The 16780-nt window shown below is 70.3% G+C and carries 14 protein-coding genes; 7 read left to right on the forward strand and 7 right to left on the reverse strand.

Annotated features, from left to right (window positions below):
- Window positions 1–8 precede the first annotated feature (8 nt).
- A complete protein-coding gene (locus E5F05_RS05930; protein WP_129117712.1) occupies window positions 9–1418 on the forward strand; it encodes an SAM-dependent methyltransferase in 1410 nt (469 codons plus the stop codon).
- Window positions 1419–1498: 80 nt separating this feature from the next.
- Here E5F05_RS05930 and pta read toward each other — a convergent pair whose 3' ends face one another.
- From pta to E5F05_RS05960, 6 genes are all read right to left on the reverse strand, one after another.
- Window positions 1499–3601, reverse strand: a complete 2103-nt coding sequence (pta, locus tag E5F05_RS05935) for a phosphate acetyltransferase (protein ID WP_129117713.1) — start codon at window positions 3599–3601, stop codon at window positions 1499–1501.
- Window positions 3602–3792: 191 nt separating this feature from the next.
- Entirely contained in the window at window positions 3793–4977 is a 1185-nt protein-coding gene (locus E5F05_RS05940) for an acetate kinase (protein WP_129117714.1), read from the reverse strand.
- A 68-nt stretch (window positions 4978–5045) separates the two neighbouring features.
- Window positions 5046–5495, reverse strand: a complete 450-nt coding sequence (gene tsaE / locus E5F05_RS05945) for a tRNA (adenosine(37)-N6)-threonylcarbamoyltransferase complex ATPase subunit type 1 TsaE (protein WP_129117715.1) — start codon at window positions 5493–5495, stop codon at window positions 5046–5048.
- A gap of 9 nt (window positions 5496–5504) precedes the next feature.
- Window positions 5505–7439, reverse strand: a complete 1935-nt coding sequence (locus E5F05_RS05950) for a hypothetical protein (RefSeq protein WP_129117716.1) — start codon at window positions 7437–7439, stop codon at window positions 5505–5507.
- Between the two features lie 28 nt (window positions 7440–7467).
- The gene (locus tag E5F05_RS05955) at window positions 7468–9072 is read right to left on the reverse strand and encodes a superantigen-like protein SSL4 (RefSeq protein ID WP_129117717.1); all 1605 of its coding nucleotides are present in this window, start codon (window positions 9070–9072) and stop codon (window positions 7468–7470) included.
- Window positions 9069–9782 carry a roadblock/LC7 domain-containing protein gene (locus tag E5F05_RS05960; protein WP_129117718.1) on the reverse strand — a complete coding sequence of 238 codons (714 nt, stop codon included), beginning with the start codon at window positions 9780–9782 and terminating at the stop codon, window positions 9069–9071. The genes E5F05_RS05955 and E5F05_RS05960 overlap by 4 nt, the downstream gene beginning before the upstream one ends.
- Window positions 9783–9872: 90 nt before the next feature.
- On the opposite strand from E5F05_RS05960, the gene E5F05_RS05965 reads away from it, so the two are divergent.
- From E5F05_RS05965 to ubiE, 3 genes are read left to right on the forward strand one after another with little or no spacing between them, the layout of a single operon-like run.
- Window positions 9873–11063 (forward strand): glycine C-acetyltransferase, encoded by a 1191-nt coding sequence (locus tag E5F05_RS05965; protein ID WP_129117719.1) that lies wholly within the window; start codon window positions 9873–9875, stop codon window positions 11061–11063.
- A complete protein-coding gene (locus tag E5F05_RS05970; RefSeq protein WP_206732988.1) occupies window positions 11056–11451 on the forward strand; it encodes a GNAT family N-acetyltransferase in 396 nt (131 codons plus the stop codon). Before E5F05_RS05965 ends, E5F05_RS05970 begins: the two co-directional genes overlap by 8 nt.
- A 57-nt stretch (window positions 11452–11508) precedes the next feature.
- On the forward strand, window positions 11509–12231 hold the full coding sequence (gene ubiE, locus E5F05_RS05975) for a bifunctional demethylmenaquinone methyltransferase/2-methoxy-6-polyprenyl-1,4-benzoquinol methylase UbiE (protein ID WP_129117954.1): 723 nt from the start codon (window positions 11509–11511) through the stop codon (window positions 12229–12231).
- Window positions 12232–12331: 100 nt separating this feature from the next.
- Here ubiE and rpmF read toward each other — a convergent pair whose 3' ends face one another.
- The gene (gene rpmF, locus E5F05_RS05980) at window positions 12332–12514 is read right to left on the reverse strand and encodes a 50S ribosomal protein L32 (protein WP_046843905.1); all 183 of its coding nucleotides are present in this window, start codon (window positions 12512–12514) and stop codon (window positions 12332–12334) included.
- Between the two features lie 166 nt (window positions 12515–12680).
- Between rpmF and E5F05_RS05985 the strand changes: the two genes are divergently transcribed.
- The 3 genes from E5F05_RS05985 (at window position 12681) to glmS (ending at window position 16757) form a co-directional block, all read left to right on the forward strand.
- On the forward strand, window positions 12681–13331 hold the full coding sequence (locus tag E5F05_RS05985) for a trimeric intracellular cation channel family protein (protein ID WP_129117720.1): 651 nt from the start codon (window positions 12681–12683) through the stop codon (window positions 13329–13331).
- Between the two features lie 27 nt (window positions 13332–13358).
- Window positions 13359–14564, forward strand: coding sequence for a trans-sulfuration enzyme family protein (locus tag E5F05_RS05990; protein WP_375791555.1), 1206 nt, complete (start codon window positions 13359–13361; stop codon window positions 14562–14564).
- Between the two features lie 372 nt (window positions 14565–14936).
- Window positions 14937–16757, forward strand: coding sequence for a glutamine--fructose-6-phosphate transaminase (isomerizing) (gene glmS / locus E5F05_RS05995; protein WP_129117722.1), 1821 nt, complete (start codon window positions 14937–14939; stop codon window positions 16755–16757).
- Window positions 16758–16780: the final 23 nt, after the last annotated feature.

Here is a 16780-nt window from a genome sequence, read left to right on the forward strand (position 1 = left end):
CGGCTACTATGTCTGCTTCAGCGCGGAATGGTCGGCTCAGCCCCGTTCGTTCGCCTTCCGGACAGCAGGTGGCCTGGCTGGCCGCCGGACTGACCGCTGCTGCCCTGGCGGCCCGGCAAGCCCGTCAGACGCCCCCCACATCCGAGCAGCTTCGCGCCGCCGCCCTGGACGTGCTGGAAGCGGCGCTGCCCCAGAAGCGCCCCTTCGACGTGCAGCTCTGGGACGGCACCGTCCTGCCCGCGACCGTGCAACCCGCGGCGGCGCGGCTGATCCTGAACAGCGAGCATTCCCTGGGCCGCATGCTGCGCCTGCCGCTGGACATCGCGCTGGGCGAGGCCTACCTGCGCGGCGACTTCGAGATCGAGGGGGACGTGAGCGCGGTGGCGGGCCTCACCGAGGCCTTTGACAAGCCGCTCAGTGCCGCACAGATCGCGCGGCTGCTGGGGGAGGTCCAGACCCTGCGCCGCCATGCCGGGCCCGCGCCCCACCCGGTCACCGCGCAACTGCATGGCGAGCCCCACACCCGCGAGCGCGACCAGCAGGCCGTCACCTACCACTACGACATCTCCAACGACTTCTACAAGCTGTGGCTGGACCACCGCATGGTGTATTCCTGCGGCTATTTCCCGACCGGGGCCGAGACGCTCGACCAGGCGCAGGAGGCCAAGCTGGAACACATCTGCCGCAAGCTGCGCCTGGAGCCGGGCGAGCGGCTGCTCGACATCGGCTGCGGCTGGGGCGGCCTGGCGATCTACGCTGCCGAGCATTACGGGGTCGAGGTGCTGGGCGTGACCCTCTCCGAAGCGCAACTGCGCGAGGGCCGCGCGCGGGTGGAGGCGGCGGGCCTGGGCGACCTCGTCCGCCTGGAACTGCGCGACTACCGCGACGTGCAGGGGCAGTTCGACAAGATCAGCAGCGTCGGCATGGCCGAACATGTGGGCCGCCGCAACATGCCCGAATATTTCGCCACCGCCTACCGCGTGCTGAAGCCGGGCGGTCTGATGATGAACCACGCCATCGCGGCGGGCGTCCAGCAATCGAAACTCCCCAAGTGGGTGCAGGTGCTGGCCTCGGGCAACTTCAACCAGAAGTACGTCTTCCCCGACGGCGAACTGCTCCCTCTCTGGGAAACCCTCCAGCACGCCGAGCAGGCCCAGTTCGAGGTCCGCGACGTGGAGAACCTGCGCGAACACTACGCCCGCACCCTCGCCAACTGGTCGCGCAACCTCGAAGCCCACCGCGACGAGGCCCGCGCCTTGGTCGGCGAGCAGCGTTTCCGGCTGTGGAGGTTGTACCTGGCCGCCTGCGTGAACTACTTCCGCAACGGCCAGCTCGCCATCTTCCAGAGCCTCCTCGCCAAGCCGGACGAGGAAGGACGGGCAGGGGTGCCGCTGAGCCGGGGGGACGTGTACCGGTGAGTGGGAAGTGGTCAGTGGTGAGTGGAAAAGCGCAGTGGAGGCTCTAGCTTCTGCTCCCACTGACCACTCACCACTTCCCACTAACTGCCCTGCGTCGCCTGAATCGCCGTCAGCGCAATCGTGTACACGATGTCATCCACCAATGCCCCGCGCGAGAGGTCGTTCACGGGCTTCCTCAGGCCCTGGAGCATCGGCCCGACGGCGACCACGCCCGCCGCGCGCTGCACCGCCTTGTACGTCGTGTTGCCGGTGTTGAGGTCGGGGAAGATGAAGACGGTGGCGCGGCCCGCGACGGGGCTGTTCGGGGCTTTCTGGCGACCCACGCTGAGGACCGAGGCGGCGTCGTATTGCAGGGGACCGTCCACCGGGAGGTCGGGGCGGCGTTCGCGGACGAGCTGGGTGGCGACCTTCACTTTCTCCACGTCCTCGCCCGCGCCGCTCTCGCCGGTGGAGTAGCTCAGCATGGCGATCCTCGGCGGGATACCGAACGCCCTGGCGCTGTCCGCCGACTGGATGGCGATGTCCGCGAGTTCCTCGGCATTGGGGTTGGGGTTGATCGCCGCGTCGCCGTACACCAGCACCTGCTCGGGCATCAGCATGAAGAAGATGGAGGAGACGAGCCGCACGCCGGGCGCCGTCTTGATCAGTTGCAGGGCGGGCCGCACGGTGTTCGCGGTCGTGTGCACCGCGCCCGACACCAGGCCGTCCACCTCGCCCAGCGCCAGCATCATCGTCCCCAGCACGACGTTGTCTTCCAGTTGCGCCTCGGCCATCGGGGCGGTGAGCCCCTTGCTCTTGCGGAGGTCCACCATCGGGGCGACGTAGTTGGCCCGGATACTCTCGGGGTCCAGCACCTCCAGCCCCTCCGGCAGCGTGAGGCTCTGCCCCTCCGCCACCTGCCGCACCTTCTCGGGTTTGGCGAGCAGGACGCAGCGGGCGATCCCCTTCTCCACGCAGCGGATCGCGGCGCGCACGGTGCGCGGCTCGTCCCCCTCCGGCAGCACGATGCGCTTGCCCGCGGCGCGGGCCTTCTGGATCAGCTCGTAGCGGAAGGCGCTGGGGGGCAGGCGGCGTTCGTCTCCCCCGGGCGCGCGCAGCCGGGTCCCGAGGGGCACCGTGTCCAGCCGGTCCGCGATGAAGTCGATGATGCGTTCCATCCGTTCCAGGTCGTCGTGCGGCACGCGGGCGTCCATCCGGGAGAGGCGCGAGGCCGTGTTATAGGAGTTCGTCTCCACCCGCAGCACCGGGAGGGTGCTGGTGAGCGCGGCCCGGCACAGCTTCTCGATGGACGCCTCGGGGGCGCTGCCGGACGTGAACATCAGGCCCGCCAGCGGCACCCCGCTGAGGTGCGAGAGGGACGCCGCCATCACCACGTCCTCGCGGTCACCGGGGGTGACGACCAGCGCGCCCGAAGTGAAGAGGTCGGCCATCTTGGGGACGCTGCGGGCCGTGACCACCGTGCTGGTGACGCGGCGCAGCCCCGCCTCGCCCTCGTTGAGAATCTCGGCCCCCAGATAGCGGGCCACGTCCAGCGTGCGGGGGGCACCCAGTGCCGGGGACTGCGCGATCACGCCCAGCAGCGGCAGCTCGCCGCTTGCCAGGACGCGGCTGCGCGCCCGCAGTTCGGCCAGCAGTCCCCCGAAATCCAGTTCCAGCGGCGCGAAGTTCAGCACGTACCCGGCCAGGCCCGAGCCGTCCGAGCGGCGGTAGGCCTGCACGGCGATCTCCAACTCGTCGGCCAGTGCGGCGGGCGTGACCCCGGACAGGCTGGACACCAGCACCACGTCCGCTTCCAGGTTGCGCGCCAGGCTGGCGTTCAGCCGCCCGGCGTAGTTGTTGCGCTCATTCAGCGCCAGGCCCTCCGCGACCAGCACGTCCGCGCCGCCCGTCACGCCCGCCGCAGCCTCCCGCGCCAGCGCGACCACGCTCTCCATCAGGTCTTCTTCCTGCCCCTGGCTGAGCTGCTCTTCCGCCACCGACAGCGGAATCGGGTCGGGCGTGACCGCGTGGGCCAGCGTGCGCGCGAAATGCACCGAGTCGTCGGGTGCGGTCTCGTGCGTCTGCGCGATGGGCTTCAGAAAGGCGACCTTGAGGCCCTGCCGTTCCAGCGCGCGCAGCAGCCCCAGCGCGGTGCTGGTGAGGCCCACGCCGTTGCGGGTGGGGGCGACGAAGAGAGTTTTCATGGGGAGGCTCCTTCGGAGTGGTCTGAGGGTCTAGGCAATGGTGAAGACAGTTCCATTATCTGGGAGGTTTTCCGGCAATGGGACGGCGTTGTCGTCCACCCCCCTCTCCCCTTGCGGGACTCGTAGAGCTGCGAAGCAGCGGGGTGAGGGGGTACGCAGATGGGATGACCGATCCTTCACCCGCAAGCTACCTATGCTCCACCCGCCACCACCCACGCCGTCTCGCGGGCGATCATCAGCTCCTCGTTCGTGTTCACGACCAGGGCGGGCACGCCGCCGGAGGTGATGACGCCCCCCTGGCCGCGCACTGCCTGCGCATTCGCCGCCTCGTCCAGCCGGAAGCCCAGCAGGCCCAGGCGGGCGAGGGTGGCCGCGCGCACGGTGGCGCTGTTCTCCCCGATCCCGCCCGTGAAGACGAGGGCATCCAGCGTGCCCAGCACGGTCGCCATCCCCGCAATGGCCTTGGCGAGGCGGTAGACGAAGATGTCCACCGCCAGCCGCGCGTTCTCGTTCCCCTGCCGGGCGGCCTCCTCCAGTTCGCGCATGTCGTTGGTGAGGCCCGATAAACCCAGCAGCCCACTTTCCCGGTACAGGGCCGCCGTGATCCCGGGGAGGCTCAGGCCCGCCTCCCGCGCGAGGTAGTCGGGCAGGCCGGGGTCCACGTCGCCGCTGCGGGTGCCCATCACCAGCCCCTCCAGCGGCGTGAGGCCCATGCTGGTGTCGATGCTGCGCCCGCCCTGCACGGCGGCCACGCTGCACCCGTTCCCCAGGTGCGCCGTGACGAGGTTCAACCCGGAGGGGTCGCGGCCCAGCCGCCGCGCCGCCTCGCCCGCGACGTACTCGTGGCTGATGCCGTGAAAGCCGTAGCGCCGCACGCCGTAGTGCGTATACCAGTCGGTCGGCACCGCGTAGCGGTAGGCGACGGGGGGCATGGACTGGTGAAAGGCGGTGTCGAAGACCGCGACCTGCGGCAGGTCCGGGAAAGCCGCCCGCGCCGCCTCGATCCCGGCCAGGTTCGCCGGATTGTGCAGCGGCGCGAGGGGGATACAGGCGCGGATGACCTCCACCACCTCGGGCGTGATCAGGACCGGCGTGTTGAAGCGGTCGCCGCCGTGAACGACCCGGTGCCCCACGGCCCGCACGTCCCGCCGCAGCCCCAGCGCGTCCAGTTCGGCCAGCAACACGCCGAAGGCTTCCGGATAGCTGCCGCGCGGCAGCGGGACCGTCACCCGTTCGTTCTCCCGGTCCACCCGCACCGAGGCCAGGTCCGACCCCAGCCGCTCGGCCAGGCCGGAAAGCGGCGTCTCACCCGTGGCGGAATTCAGCAGCGCGAATTTCAGGCTGCTGCTCCCGCAGTTCACCACCAGCGTCCACATGCGTGCATTCTGGCTCAAGCGGCGAAGCGGGGCAGGGGAGAACGCCCCGCCGTATCAGGACAACCGGGTCAGCGGAGCCGGGTGACCCGCCGCACCTCCGGCTCGCCCGCCACATGCTCCAGAAGCAGGATCGGCGCGCCGGGGTAGTCGCCATAAAGGCCCTCGCCCCACTCGATCACGGTGAGGCGGCTCCCCAGGATCAACTCCTCCAGGTCCATCTCGTACAGTTCGGCCACGTCGCGCACGCGGTAGGCGTCCACGTGCAGGACGCGGCCCGCCGCTGCCGGGTAGGCGTGTATCAGGGCGTAGGTGGGGCTGGTCACGGCGTCACCGAAGCCCAGCGCGGCCACCAGCCCCCCCGTCAGCGTGGTCTTGCCCGCCCCGAGTTCGCCTTCCAGAAACAGCACCGCGCCCGCGGGCAGGGCCTGAGCGAACACCGTCCCGAGGGCGCGTTGCTCGCCTTGTCCGTGCAGCAGGCGCGTCTCACCGGGGAGGAGGGGCAGGGCGGGGGCCGTCATGCCCGCAGGCTAACGCCGGACCTCGCCGGTTGCCAGCCAGTCCCCCACCCGGTCTTCGAGGAAGGCGGCGTTGGGGCCGCGCGCCAGCCGCCAGCCGCCCGCGCCGTCCTGCCGCGCCGCCCAGGCCCCCTGTGCGTCCTCGAAACGCAGGACCCGCACGTCCAGCAGCGTCGCCTGTTCCAGCAGGGCCGCGACACCGGGCACCGCCGGGTCGGGGCGGCCCGCCGTGACGGTGCTTCCCCGGATCAGCCAGGTGTCATCGGGGAGGTCGGACGATTCGGGCGTCTGCTCGGCGGGGGCCGCCGTACCGAACAGGTCACCCCCCGTGCCACCCCCGAAGTCAAAGACATCCAGCAGACCGCTGAGGGCGTCCGCGCCGAAGCTGGCGGTCACCTCCTGGGCGGCCTGGTACTCGGCGCGGGCCTCCGCGAGCAGGGCCTCGGCGCCTTCGAGGGACTGGGCGTAACGCTCGCGGGCGTCCGCCGACATCGGCCCCAGGCGGCGCTGGGCGCGCAGGGCGTCGGCCAGGCGACCCAGCTTCTGGGTGGTTTCGCCCGCCAGATGCCGGACCGTGTCGTACTCGCGGATCACATGGTAGGCGCGGGCGTCGAAGTCCTGACGCTGCTGCGCGGCCTCGCCCATGCGGCGTTCCAGGGCGGCCCAGAGAGCATCGATCTCCACGTCCTCGCCCCGGCCCAGCGCCTCACGGGCGGCGGCGAGGTGCGGGGCGAGGTCGTCACTGGCGCCGGGCACCTCGCGGGCGGCACGCTCCACCTCGGACAGTTCGCGCTGTCCGGCCAGCAGGCGCGCCGCCAGCGCGGGGGCCGCTTCCAGCGCGGCGAGGGTGCCCCCCAGGTCGCGCAGTTCGTCGGTGGCGAGGCCGCCTCCCGCCAGCGTGAGCCGGGCCACGTCCAGCGCGGTGCGGGCTTCCGTCAGCTCGGGACTGTCCGGCAGCGTGGTCAGGCGGGCCTCGATGCCCACGAGTTCCTCCCGCTGGGCGGCCAGCACCGCGTCACGGACGGCTTCCAGTTCCGCGCGCCAGGCGTTCACCGTCTCGGCCTTCACCGTGCCGCTGGCGTGTTCGGCGCGCAGGGCGTGGACGCGCTCTTCCAGCTCCGGGCGGGCGCGGACCACCGGCCCGAACTCGCGCGCCAGGTCGGCCAGTTGCCGGGCGACGTGTTCCTGTTCCAGCGCTAGCACGCGCGCCTGCGCCTCGGGGTCGAGGGGCGCGGGGGCTTCGCTGGATTCGAGCGGCTGCACCACCGACGATTCCAGCAGCTTGCGGAGAGTGAAGGTGATGTTGCGCGCGCGTTCCACCTCGGCGGGGAGCAGCACGCTCTGGCCCTGCGCCTCCTCGATCTGCGCGATCAGGCTTTCCAGGCGGCGCACGTCCTTGCCGCCCATCCCCTGCACCCGCCGGAAGGCGGCCTGCAACTCCGCCAGGTCCTGCGCCTGCGTGACCAGCCCTTCTTGCAGGCGGCGTTCCATCAGCGTGATCAGGTCCTGACCCTCGCGGATCAGCGCGGTGATGTCCTGCCCGGCCTGCTGCTGTTGCCGCGCCACGCCCAGCACGCCGCGCAGCCGCTGCGTTTCCGGCCAGTCGAAATAGAGGGTAAAGCGCCGCGCGCCCTCCTCCAGCACGCCCAGCGACTGTTCCCCGCTGGCCTGCATGGGAGGAGCCGGGGTGGCCTCCAGCAGCTCCTTGATCACGTCCGACACCCGGCGTTTGGCGAGCGCGGCGGGCACGCTGAGTTGCAGCCGCTTGAACACCTCGCGCTTGAGGATGTCTTCCAGGGTGGGGGCGTCGAGCGTCTCCGGCGTCTGTCCTCTGGCCTGCGCCGCGTCTTGCAGGATGCGTTCCAGCGCGCGGGGCGAGACGAGGTCGCCCAGCAGCCGCACCGGGAGGCGGTAGAGGGGTTCGGAGGAAGTGGGGGCGGCCGTCACGCGCGTTCTCCGGCGTCAGGGAGCTGAATCATGTCGGTTCCTCGTCCCAGTCCAGGCTGGGTTGCGGCGCCATTTTGGCCGGGCTGTTCCGGCCCAGCAGGCCGAACTGCACGCACAGACCCCGGAAGCCGTAGGCGGCCAGGGCGATGGCGAGCGCGGTGAAGAGCGCCCGCAGCGGCAGCCCGTACACGCCCTGCCAGAGGGTCAGGCTGGGCGCGGCGCGCAGGAAGGCCACGCCGCTGAGGTCGCCCACCCAGCCCAGGAACCCGAACACGCCTTCCAGAAACACCGGCAGCAGCAGCAGTGCCAGCGCGGCGGTGATCGCCCGCCAGTAGGGATTGCGGCCGCCGAACGCCAGGTTCAGCAGGTACAGCGGCACCAGCCCCAGCAGCGCCAGCAGCAGAAACACCACGGCGCGCAGGCCGCCGCTGAAGGTCCGCGCCACGCCCGCCGACAGCGCGTCCACGGTGCTGCGCCCCTCCCCGGTGACGCCGCGTTCCAGCCCCCCCAGTTCCGCGATCAGCGCCTGCACGTCGCCGGGCCGCAGCCCCCGCCGTTCCTGCGCGGCGGCCAGGTCCCGCACGAAGGTGTCGTAGCCCGCGGCATTCCGCAGCGTCGCGGGGAGAGCGGCGAGCGCGGCGGAAACGCGGACCAGTTCGCCGCGTGCGGTTTCCGGGTCGCCGTGTCCGGCGGCGGTCAGGGCACGGCCCAGGGCGGTGTAGGCGGCGTCCACGCCACCGGAGGTGGGATCTGCCGCCGGAGCCTGAGACTGAACGGGGGCCGTAGGCGTGGCCGTCTTGGCCGGGCTGGATTCAGTCGCCGGAGAGGGGGTGGGCGTCCGGGCCGCCGCTGTGGGCTTCTCCGCCTTGCTGACAACGGCAGGCGGCGTGGCCAGCGATTGATTGAGGGCGGCCGTGCCCTGCCGCAACGTCTTCAGCGAGGCTGTCAGCGCCGGGAGGTCACCCGCCGTGAGCTGCTTCAGCGCGTCTTCGAACTGCGCGACCTTCAGCTCCCGCGCGCCCGCGTCCTGCACCACCGTGAACCAGCTCGCCCCGCGCGCCAGCTTCACGTAGGCGCCCGTGCTGCGCTCGGCGGGGGTGGCTTGCAGCGCAGACGCCACCTTCAACGCCGCCGCGCCCTGGAGCCGCCACGCGACGCGCTCCAGATGCCCCGCCTGGGCATCATTCAGCAGGGCCGCCGCCGGGGCACCCGTCAGGCCGAACTCGTGGGCGAGCAGCTTCACCTGCGCCGCACTGTTTTCAGGCGACGGGTCCGGTGGCGTGTGGGCGAGCCGGGTGAGGGTCTGATCGTAGAGGGCCTTGCGCATCAGGCCGCGTGCGAGCAGCACCTGGGCCTGCACCTCGGCGGGGGTGCGGGCCAGGGCGCCCCGCGCGCCGTCCAGGGTGCCTCGCAAGCCCCCCAGGAGCTGCTTGTTCTGGAGGGTCGGCGCGAGCTGGGCATACGCGGCCTCGGCGCGGTCCAGTTCGGCCAGGGCACGCTCGGCGCTGCTGGGCCGCACCTGCGCGGCGGCTTCCAGACTTTGCGCCAGCGTGCGGTAGGCGGTGAGGTCCTGCGCGCCCGCCGACCCGGCGGCCAGCGCGGCGAGCAGTGCCAGGCGGCGGGCTGTGCTCACGCCGCCTCCCGCACCTGCTGGAGTTCGGCCAGCAGCCGCCCGATGTTCACCTGCGGCCCCGCCACCACCGCCACGCAGTACGTGCCCAGGGGCCGCATACAGACGGTCTGCCCGCCCATGTCGGCGGACATCAGGTTCAGCGCGCGTTTCTGGAACAGCATGGCCGTCGCGGCGATCACGCCGCCGAGGTTCTTCGTGTCCGTCAGCGCCCGCTCGCGCAGCACCTCGCCACTCGCGCGGCAGACCAGCACGCCCTGCACGCCCGGCATCCTTCCCAGGTCCTGAATCAGCGCCTCCTGCCCGGCCGCCGTGTCCAGGGCATAACACCGTTCGGCGGCAGCGGCGGTGTACTCGGGATCGTCGAATTCGAAGTCGTCGGCGCTGAAGTCCTCGGCGTCGTCCCAGCGGGTGCTGTTCGTCTCGTCCCAGGCGGCGGCCGGGGCCGCGAAGAGGGTGGGGGCCTTGGGGTCGTGTTTCTGGAGCTGGGCGGCCAGCGCCCGCAGTTCGGCGCGGGCACGTTCGGGGGGCAACACGCCCGCGAGGCGGGTCAGCAGCGGGCCGGAGAGGAGGCGCTGCATCTCCCGGGCGGACACGCCCTCGGCGGTGAGGCCCTGCTCGCGCAGGGCGGCGCGCAGCAGGGTTTCAGCGGCGCGTTCGGACACGATGCCGGACAGGGCGCGCACGATCAGGGTGTACACGGCATTCGTCATGGGAAACCTGGGGGCAGTATAGGAAGGCGCCCCTTACAGAAATCGGACTGCAAAAATCGGGCGCGTCAGCCACCGCGCTAGACTGCGCGCATGGCAACTTCCCTCTCTGACCGCCTGGGCGCGGAACTCGCGGGCCTGCGTGACAGCGGCCTGCTGATTCACCCGCGCGTGCTGGAAGCTCCCCAGCGGGCCCGCACCCGCGTGGACGGGCATGACGTGGTGAACCTCGCCAGCAACAACTACCTGGGCTTTGCCGACCACCCCGAGATCAAGGCCCGGGCCGAGCAGTACCTGCGCGAGTGGGGCGCGGGCGCGGGGGCCGTCCGCACCATCGCCGGGACGCTGCAAATCCACGAGGACTTCGAGCGGCAACTGGCCGAGTTCAAGCACACCGGGAGCGCGCTGGTGCTCCAGAGCGGCTTCACCACCAATCAGGGCGTGCTCGGAACACTGCTGAGAGAAGGCGACCTGGTCGTCAGCGACGAGCTGAACCACGCCAGCATCATCGACGGGCTGCGGTTGACCAAGGCCACCAAGAAGATCTACAAGCACGCCGACCCCGAAGACCTCGACCGGGTCCTTTCGGAGAACGACACCGGCGGCCTGAAGCTGGTCGTGACCGACGGTGTGTTCAGCATGGACGGCGACATCGCGCCGCTCGACCGGCTCATCGAGGTGGCCCGCAAATACGGCGCCGTCACCTACGTGGACGACGCGCACGGCTCCGGCGTGCTGGGCGAGGCGGGACGTGGCACGGTGCATCACTTCGGCTACGAACACGCCGACGACGTGATTCAGGTCGGCACGCTCAGCAAGGCGTGGGGCGCGGTGGGCGGTTACGCGGCGGGGCACCACGACCTGCGCGAGCTGCTGATCAACCGCGCCCGCCCCTACTTGTTCAGTACCGCGCAGCCGCCCGCCGTCGTGGGCGCGCTCTCGGCCGCGCTGGAACTGGTGCAGCGCGATCCCTCCTTCATGGAGCGGCTGTGGGAGAACACCCGCTATTTCAAGGCCGAACTCGCCCGCCTGGGCTTCGACACGATGGGCAGCCAGACGCCCATCACGCCGGTGCTGTTCGGGGAGGCCGGGGCCGCTTTCGAGGCCAGCCGCCGCCTGCTGGACGAGGGCGTCTTCGCCGTCGGCCTGGGCTTTCCGACCGTGCCGCGGGGTCAGGCCCGCATCCGCAACATCGTGACCGCCGAGCATACCCGCGAGGACCTCGACCAGGCGCTGGCCGCGTATGAGCGGGTGGGGCGGGCGCTGGGTGTGATCGGTGGCTGAACCGGATTACCGCATCCGGACCGAGGTGGACTTTGCCGCCCTCGGACGGCTCCGTGAGGCCGCCTGGGGCGGTCAGGATGACGGCAGCGGCTGGCCGAACATCCTGGCCCGCAGCCTCACCTGGGTCACCGCATATGAGGACGAGCGGCTTATCGGATTCGTGAACGTCGCCTGGGATGGCGGCGCGCACGCTTTCCTGCTCGACACGACTGTCCACCCGGACGTTCAGAGGCGGGGCATTGGAAGCGCGCTGGTCTGGGAGGCCGTGCAGGCCGCCCGTGCGGGTGGTGCCCACTGGCTCCATGTGGACTTCGAGTCTCACCTGCAAGGGTTCTACGCCGCGTGCGGCTTCCGGCCCACGGCGGCGGGGCTGCTGCGGCTCGTCTGACCCTGTCTGTCCCGGTCCGGCCCCCCTATCATCGGCAGCATGACCCTTCCCCCAGAGATGCCTCCCGTCGGTGACCGCCAGACTGGCGCACGCGACAAGGGCCGGGAGGTGCAGGCGATGTTCGCCGCCATCGCCCCCCGTTACGACCTACTCAACCGCGTGCTGAGTCTGGGCGTGGACCGCCTGTGGCGGCGCGAGGCGGCCCGCGAGGCGTTGGCCCGTCACCCCCGGCGCATTCTGGATGTGGCCACCGGCACCGGAGATTTCGCCCTCGAACTGAAAGCCCGTGCACCCCAGGCCGAGGTGGTTGGCAGCGACTTCGTGCCCGAGATGCTCGATCTTGCGCGTGAAAAGGCCCACGCCCGTCACCTGAATCTCCGGCTGGAGGAGGGGGACGCGCTGAACCTCCCGTACCCGGATGGGTCTTTTGACGCCGTGACCTGCGCGTTCGGCTTTCGCAACTTCGCGGACTACGCACGCGGCCTGGCCGAAATGTGGCGGGTGCTGGCTCCGGGGGGCCGCCTGGTGATTCTGGAATTCCCACCGCCCCGCCCCGGCCTGTTCGGGAGCCTCTTCCGCTTCTACTTCCGCCACCTGCTGCCGCGTGTCGGCGCGCTGGTCAGCGGGAACGCGGGCGCCTACACGTACCTGCCCGAAAGCACCCTGGCCTTTCTGGACCCCGACCGCCTCGCCCAGCTTATGCGCGCCACCGGCTTTCACACCCGGCACCGCCTGCTGACCTTCGGCATCGCGGCGATTCACGTGGGCGACAAAGGGTAGGCGGGGTGCGGGACGCAGGGCGCGGTCTTTTCCTGCATCCCGCGCCCCAACAAAAAAAGGCCCCCTTGCGGGAGCCTCTTCTCTACGCCTTCTCCGGTCCTCAGACCGCGAGCACCTGGCGGCCGTTGTAGTAGCCGCAGCTCGGGCAGATGTGGTGGCTGAGCTTCTTGGCGTGGCACTGGGGGCACTCGGTCAGGTTGGGGGCCACTAGGGCGTGGTGGCTGCGGCGCATGTCGCGCTTGCTCTTGCTGGTCTTCTTCTTGGGAACGGGGTGCTTCGCCATGATTTCTCTCCTCAGGCCGCGCGGCGCTGCTGTTTTGATGTCGCCGGGGCGCGCTCTGCCCCCCTGGCGTGCCCCCTGTCGGTGACACCTGGGCCGGGCGAGACAACAGCGGGGAGTATAGCACGGGGGACGCCCTGGCAGGAAGGGCACGGTAGCATGCCCCCTGATGCATGAGCTGGCCGTGCCCCCGGTGACGCTCCAGACCGGGCTGCACTGGCTCGATCTGCTGGGCGTGCTGGCCTTCAGCCTGTCGGGGGCGCTGCTGGCGGTCCGCAAGAAATTCGACCTGTTCGGCGTGCTGGTGCTGGGCTGCGTGACGGCGGTGGGGGGCGGCGCGATCCGCGACACGCTGACCGGGCAGACGCCGCCCCTCTTCCTGCGTGACGAGACGTACCTGTGGGCCGCGCTGCTGGGCGCGGGGCTGGCCTTTGCCTTCGGGGAGCGCCTGGCCCGCTTCGAGCGCGCGCTGAGCGTGTTCGATACCGGGGGCCTGGCCCTGTTCGCGGCGTCGGGGGCGCTGGGGGCACTCAACTTCGGGCTGGGACCGCTGGGCGTGATCTTCGCGGGGATGCTCAGCGGGGTGGGCGGCGGCATCATCCGCGACCTGATCGCCAACGAGGTGCCCGAGGTGATGTACCGCCGGGAACAGCTCTATGCCACCGCCGCCGCTGCCGGGGCCGCTGCGGTCTACCTGCTGCACCCGTACCTCACGCCCTTTCAGGCCCAGCTCGGCGGGGCGCTGGTCGTGATCCTGCTGCGCTGGCTCTCGCGCCGGGGTTGGGTGAGATTGCCGGTGCGGCGGCTGCCCGGCGAGTGAAGTGGGGGCGGCAGGAGTCGCGGTAGAATGCCCATCATGTCTAAACAAGAAATCCAGGGGTTCCGGACCCGTGCCGTTCACGCGGGGCACGGCCTCGACCCGGTGACGGGCGCGCACGCGGTCCCCATCTACGCGACTTCCACCTTCGGCTACGGCAATGCCGAGCGGGGAGCACGCCTCTTCGCCGGAGAGGAACCCGGCTACTTCTACTCGCGCCTCTCCAACCCCACCGTGCGCGCCTTCGAGGACAAGGTCGCCAGTCTGGAGGGGGCGGCGGACGCGGTCGCCTTCGGCAGCGGCATGGGGGCGGCCAGCGCCGTCGCCCTGACCTTCCTGAAGTCCGGCGACGAGGTGGCCTTCGTCGGTCCGCTCTACGGCGGCACCGAGGGGCTGCTGCGCGACATCCTGGGCCGCTTCGGCGTGACCGTTCATGAGGCCCGCGACGTGGAGGAGCTGCGTGCGGTGGTGACCGAAAAGACCCGGCTACTCTGGCTGGAAACGCCCACCAACCCCACCCTGAAGGTGGTGGACCTCCAGGCGGCTTCGGAGGTCGCGCACGCGGTCGGTGCCCTGGTCGTGGTAGACAACACCTTCTCCACGCCGTACCTGACCCGCCCGCTGGAGTTCGGGGCCGATCTGGTGATGCACTCGGCCACCAAGTACCTCGGCGGGCACGGGGACGTGGTGGCGGGCGTGGTGGCCGGGAGCGCCGAACTGACCACGGAACTGCGCCTGCACGGGCTGCGGCACGTCGGCGCGGTCCTCGGCCCCTTCGAGGCGTACCTGCTGCTGCGCGGCCTCAAGACCCTCCCGCTGCGGATGGAGGCCCACTGCGCGAATGCCCAGGCCCTCGCGGAAGCCCTGCAAGGCCACCCGGCCATCAAGGCCCTGCACTACCCCGGCCTGCCCGACCATCCCGGCCACGACGTTGCTGCCCGCCAGATGCGTGCGTTCGGCGGGCTGGTCAGCCTCGACCTCGGCTCGCAGGAGGCCGCGTTCGCCTTCCTGAACAACCTCAAGCTCTTCACGCAGGCCGTCAGCCTGGGCGACGTGGAAAGCCTCTCCAGCCACCCCGCCAGCACCACCCACCAGCTTCTGGGGGAGGAGACGCTGGAGCGCCAGGGCGTCACCCCCGGCCTGGTGCGCCTCTCGGTCGGCATCGAGGATCAGGAGGACTTGATCCGGGATGTGCTGGGGGCGCTGGAGAAGGTGCCGGTGGGCGCGGGCCGCTGAGCAGAGAGCGGAGGCAGAGGGCAGGAGCTTTCCCCGGCTCTCTGCCCTCTGCCCGCATGAGCATCATGCACACGTCACTCAAGCAAAGGTGCTATTCTGCCCCTGAACCGTTGGTGTCCGGTTCACGCAAAACGGGAAGCGCAAGGTCTGTCTCACGCCAGAGGCAGAAGACGAGGTGGAGGTGAGCGAGTTTCTGCGGATGCCTCCAGGTCCGGCACGGACCTCCCCGACTTCCACAGTTCTTAAAGGCTGGGAAGGAAGCGCGGCGATAACCCCCACGGCGACGTGGACATAAGGCCGCGCGGTGCCACAACCCAAATCCAGACACCTCCCGCCCTGGCCTCCCTGCCGGGTGCGGGTCAAGGAGTACGCATGTGCGGAATCGTCGGTTATATCGGCAGTCGGCAGGCGCAGGACGTTCTGATCTCGGGCCTCGCCAAGCTGGAATATCGCGGCTACGACAGCGCGGGCGTCGCGGTGGGCGACGGGGCGTGCATCGCCGTGAAGAAGAAGGCGGGGAAGCTCGCCAACCTCAGCGGTGAGCTGGAGCAGTCGCCACTGGCGGGCACGCTGGGCATCGGCCACACCCGCTGGGCCACGCACGGCCTGCCCAACGACACCAACGCGCACCCCCACGCCACCGAGGACGGCAGGATCGTCATCATCCACAACGGGATCATCGAGAACTACCTCAGCCTCAAGGAAGGGCTGCTGGCGCGCGGGCACACCTTCAAGAGCGAGACGGACTCGGAGGTGCTGGCCCACCTGATCGAGGAGGCGTACCAGGGCGACCTGTATGAAGCCGTCCGGGCTGCCTTGGGGCAGGTGCGCGGCGCTTACGGCATCGTGGTGACGCATGTGGATCACCGCGAGATCGTGGCCGCCCGCACGGTCAGCCCCCTGGTGATGGGCGTCGGGGAAGGCGAGATGTTCCTGGCGTCGGACGTGCCCGCCCTGCTGCCCTACACCCGCAAGATGGTCTTCCTGCACGACGGTGACATGGCCGTGCTGAACGACGACGGGTACCGCCTCACCGATCTGGCGGGGAACCCGGTCGAGCGGCCGGTGGACCTGATCGAGTGGGACGCCGAGGCGGCGGAAAAGGGCGGCTTCGACACCTACATGCTCAAGGAAATCTACGAGCAGCCCCAGGCCCTCACCAACACGCTGATCGGCCGCCTGCACGACGAGACGGGCGAGGTGAACCTCGACATCAACCTCGACCCGCAGAGCTTCAAGCGCATCAGCATCATCGCCTGCGGCACGGCCTATTACGCCGGGCTGGTCGGTGAATATCTGATCGAGCAGCTCGCGCGGATTCCGGTTGAGGTGGACGTGGCCTCGGAGTACCGCTACCGCAATCCCCTCGTCAGCGAGAACACCCTCGCCATCGTGGTGAGCCAGTCGGGCGAGACGATTGACACGCTCGAAGCCCTGCGCGAGGCGAAGAAGGGCGGCGCGAAGACCCTGGGCGTGATCAACGCCAAGGGCAGCTCGATGACCCGCGAACTCGACGACACGCTGTACATCCACGCCGGGCCGGAAATCGGGGTGGCGAGCACCAAGGCGTACACGTCGATGGTCAGCGCCTTCGTGCTGCTCGCTCTCTGGCTGGGGCGCGCGCGCGGCACGCTGACGGAAGAGCAGGCGCAGGAACTCCTGCACGCCGCCCGCGAGCTGCCCCGCCTGGTGGAAGAAGCTCTCGCGCCCGAGCGGGTGGAGAGCATCAGGCAGGTGGCCGAGAAGTACGCCCACGCCCGCGACTACCTGTTCCTGGGACGCGGCGTGAACGCGCCGACCGCCTTCGAGGGTGCGCTGAAGCTCAAGGAGATCAGCTACATCCACGCCGAGGCCTACGCGGCGGGCGAGATGAAGCACGGCCCCATCGCCCTCATCGACGCGAACCTGCCGGTCGTGGTGGTCGCCACCGAGAGCCGCCTGCTCGAAAAGACCATCAGCAACGTGCAGGAGGTCAAGGCCCGCTCCGGCAAGGTGATTGCCCTCCTCAGCGACGGCGATACGGAAAACGCCCGCCACGCCGACGACGTGCTGTACGTGCCCCGCGCGCACGAGATGGTCAGCCCGGTGGTGAACGCGGTCGCCATGCAACTGCTGGCCTACTTCACCGCGACGGCGCTCGGCAAGGACGTGGACAAGCCGCGCAACCTGGCGAAGAGCGTGACGGTGGAGTAATCCCGGGGTTTGGCGGAGGGGCC

Source organism: Deinococcus metallilatus, from assembly GCF_004758605.1.
Classification (GTDB): Bacteria; Deinococcota; Deinococci; order Deinococcales; family Deinococcaceae; genus Deinococcus; species Deinococcus metallilatus.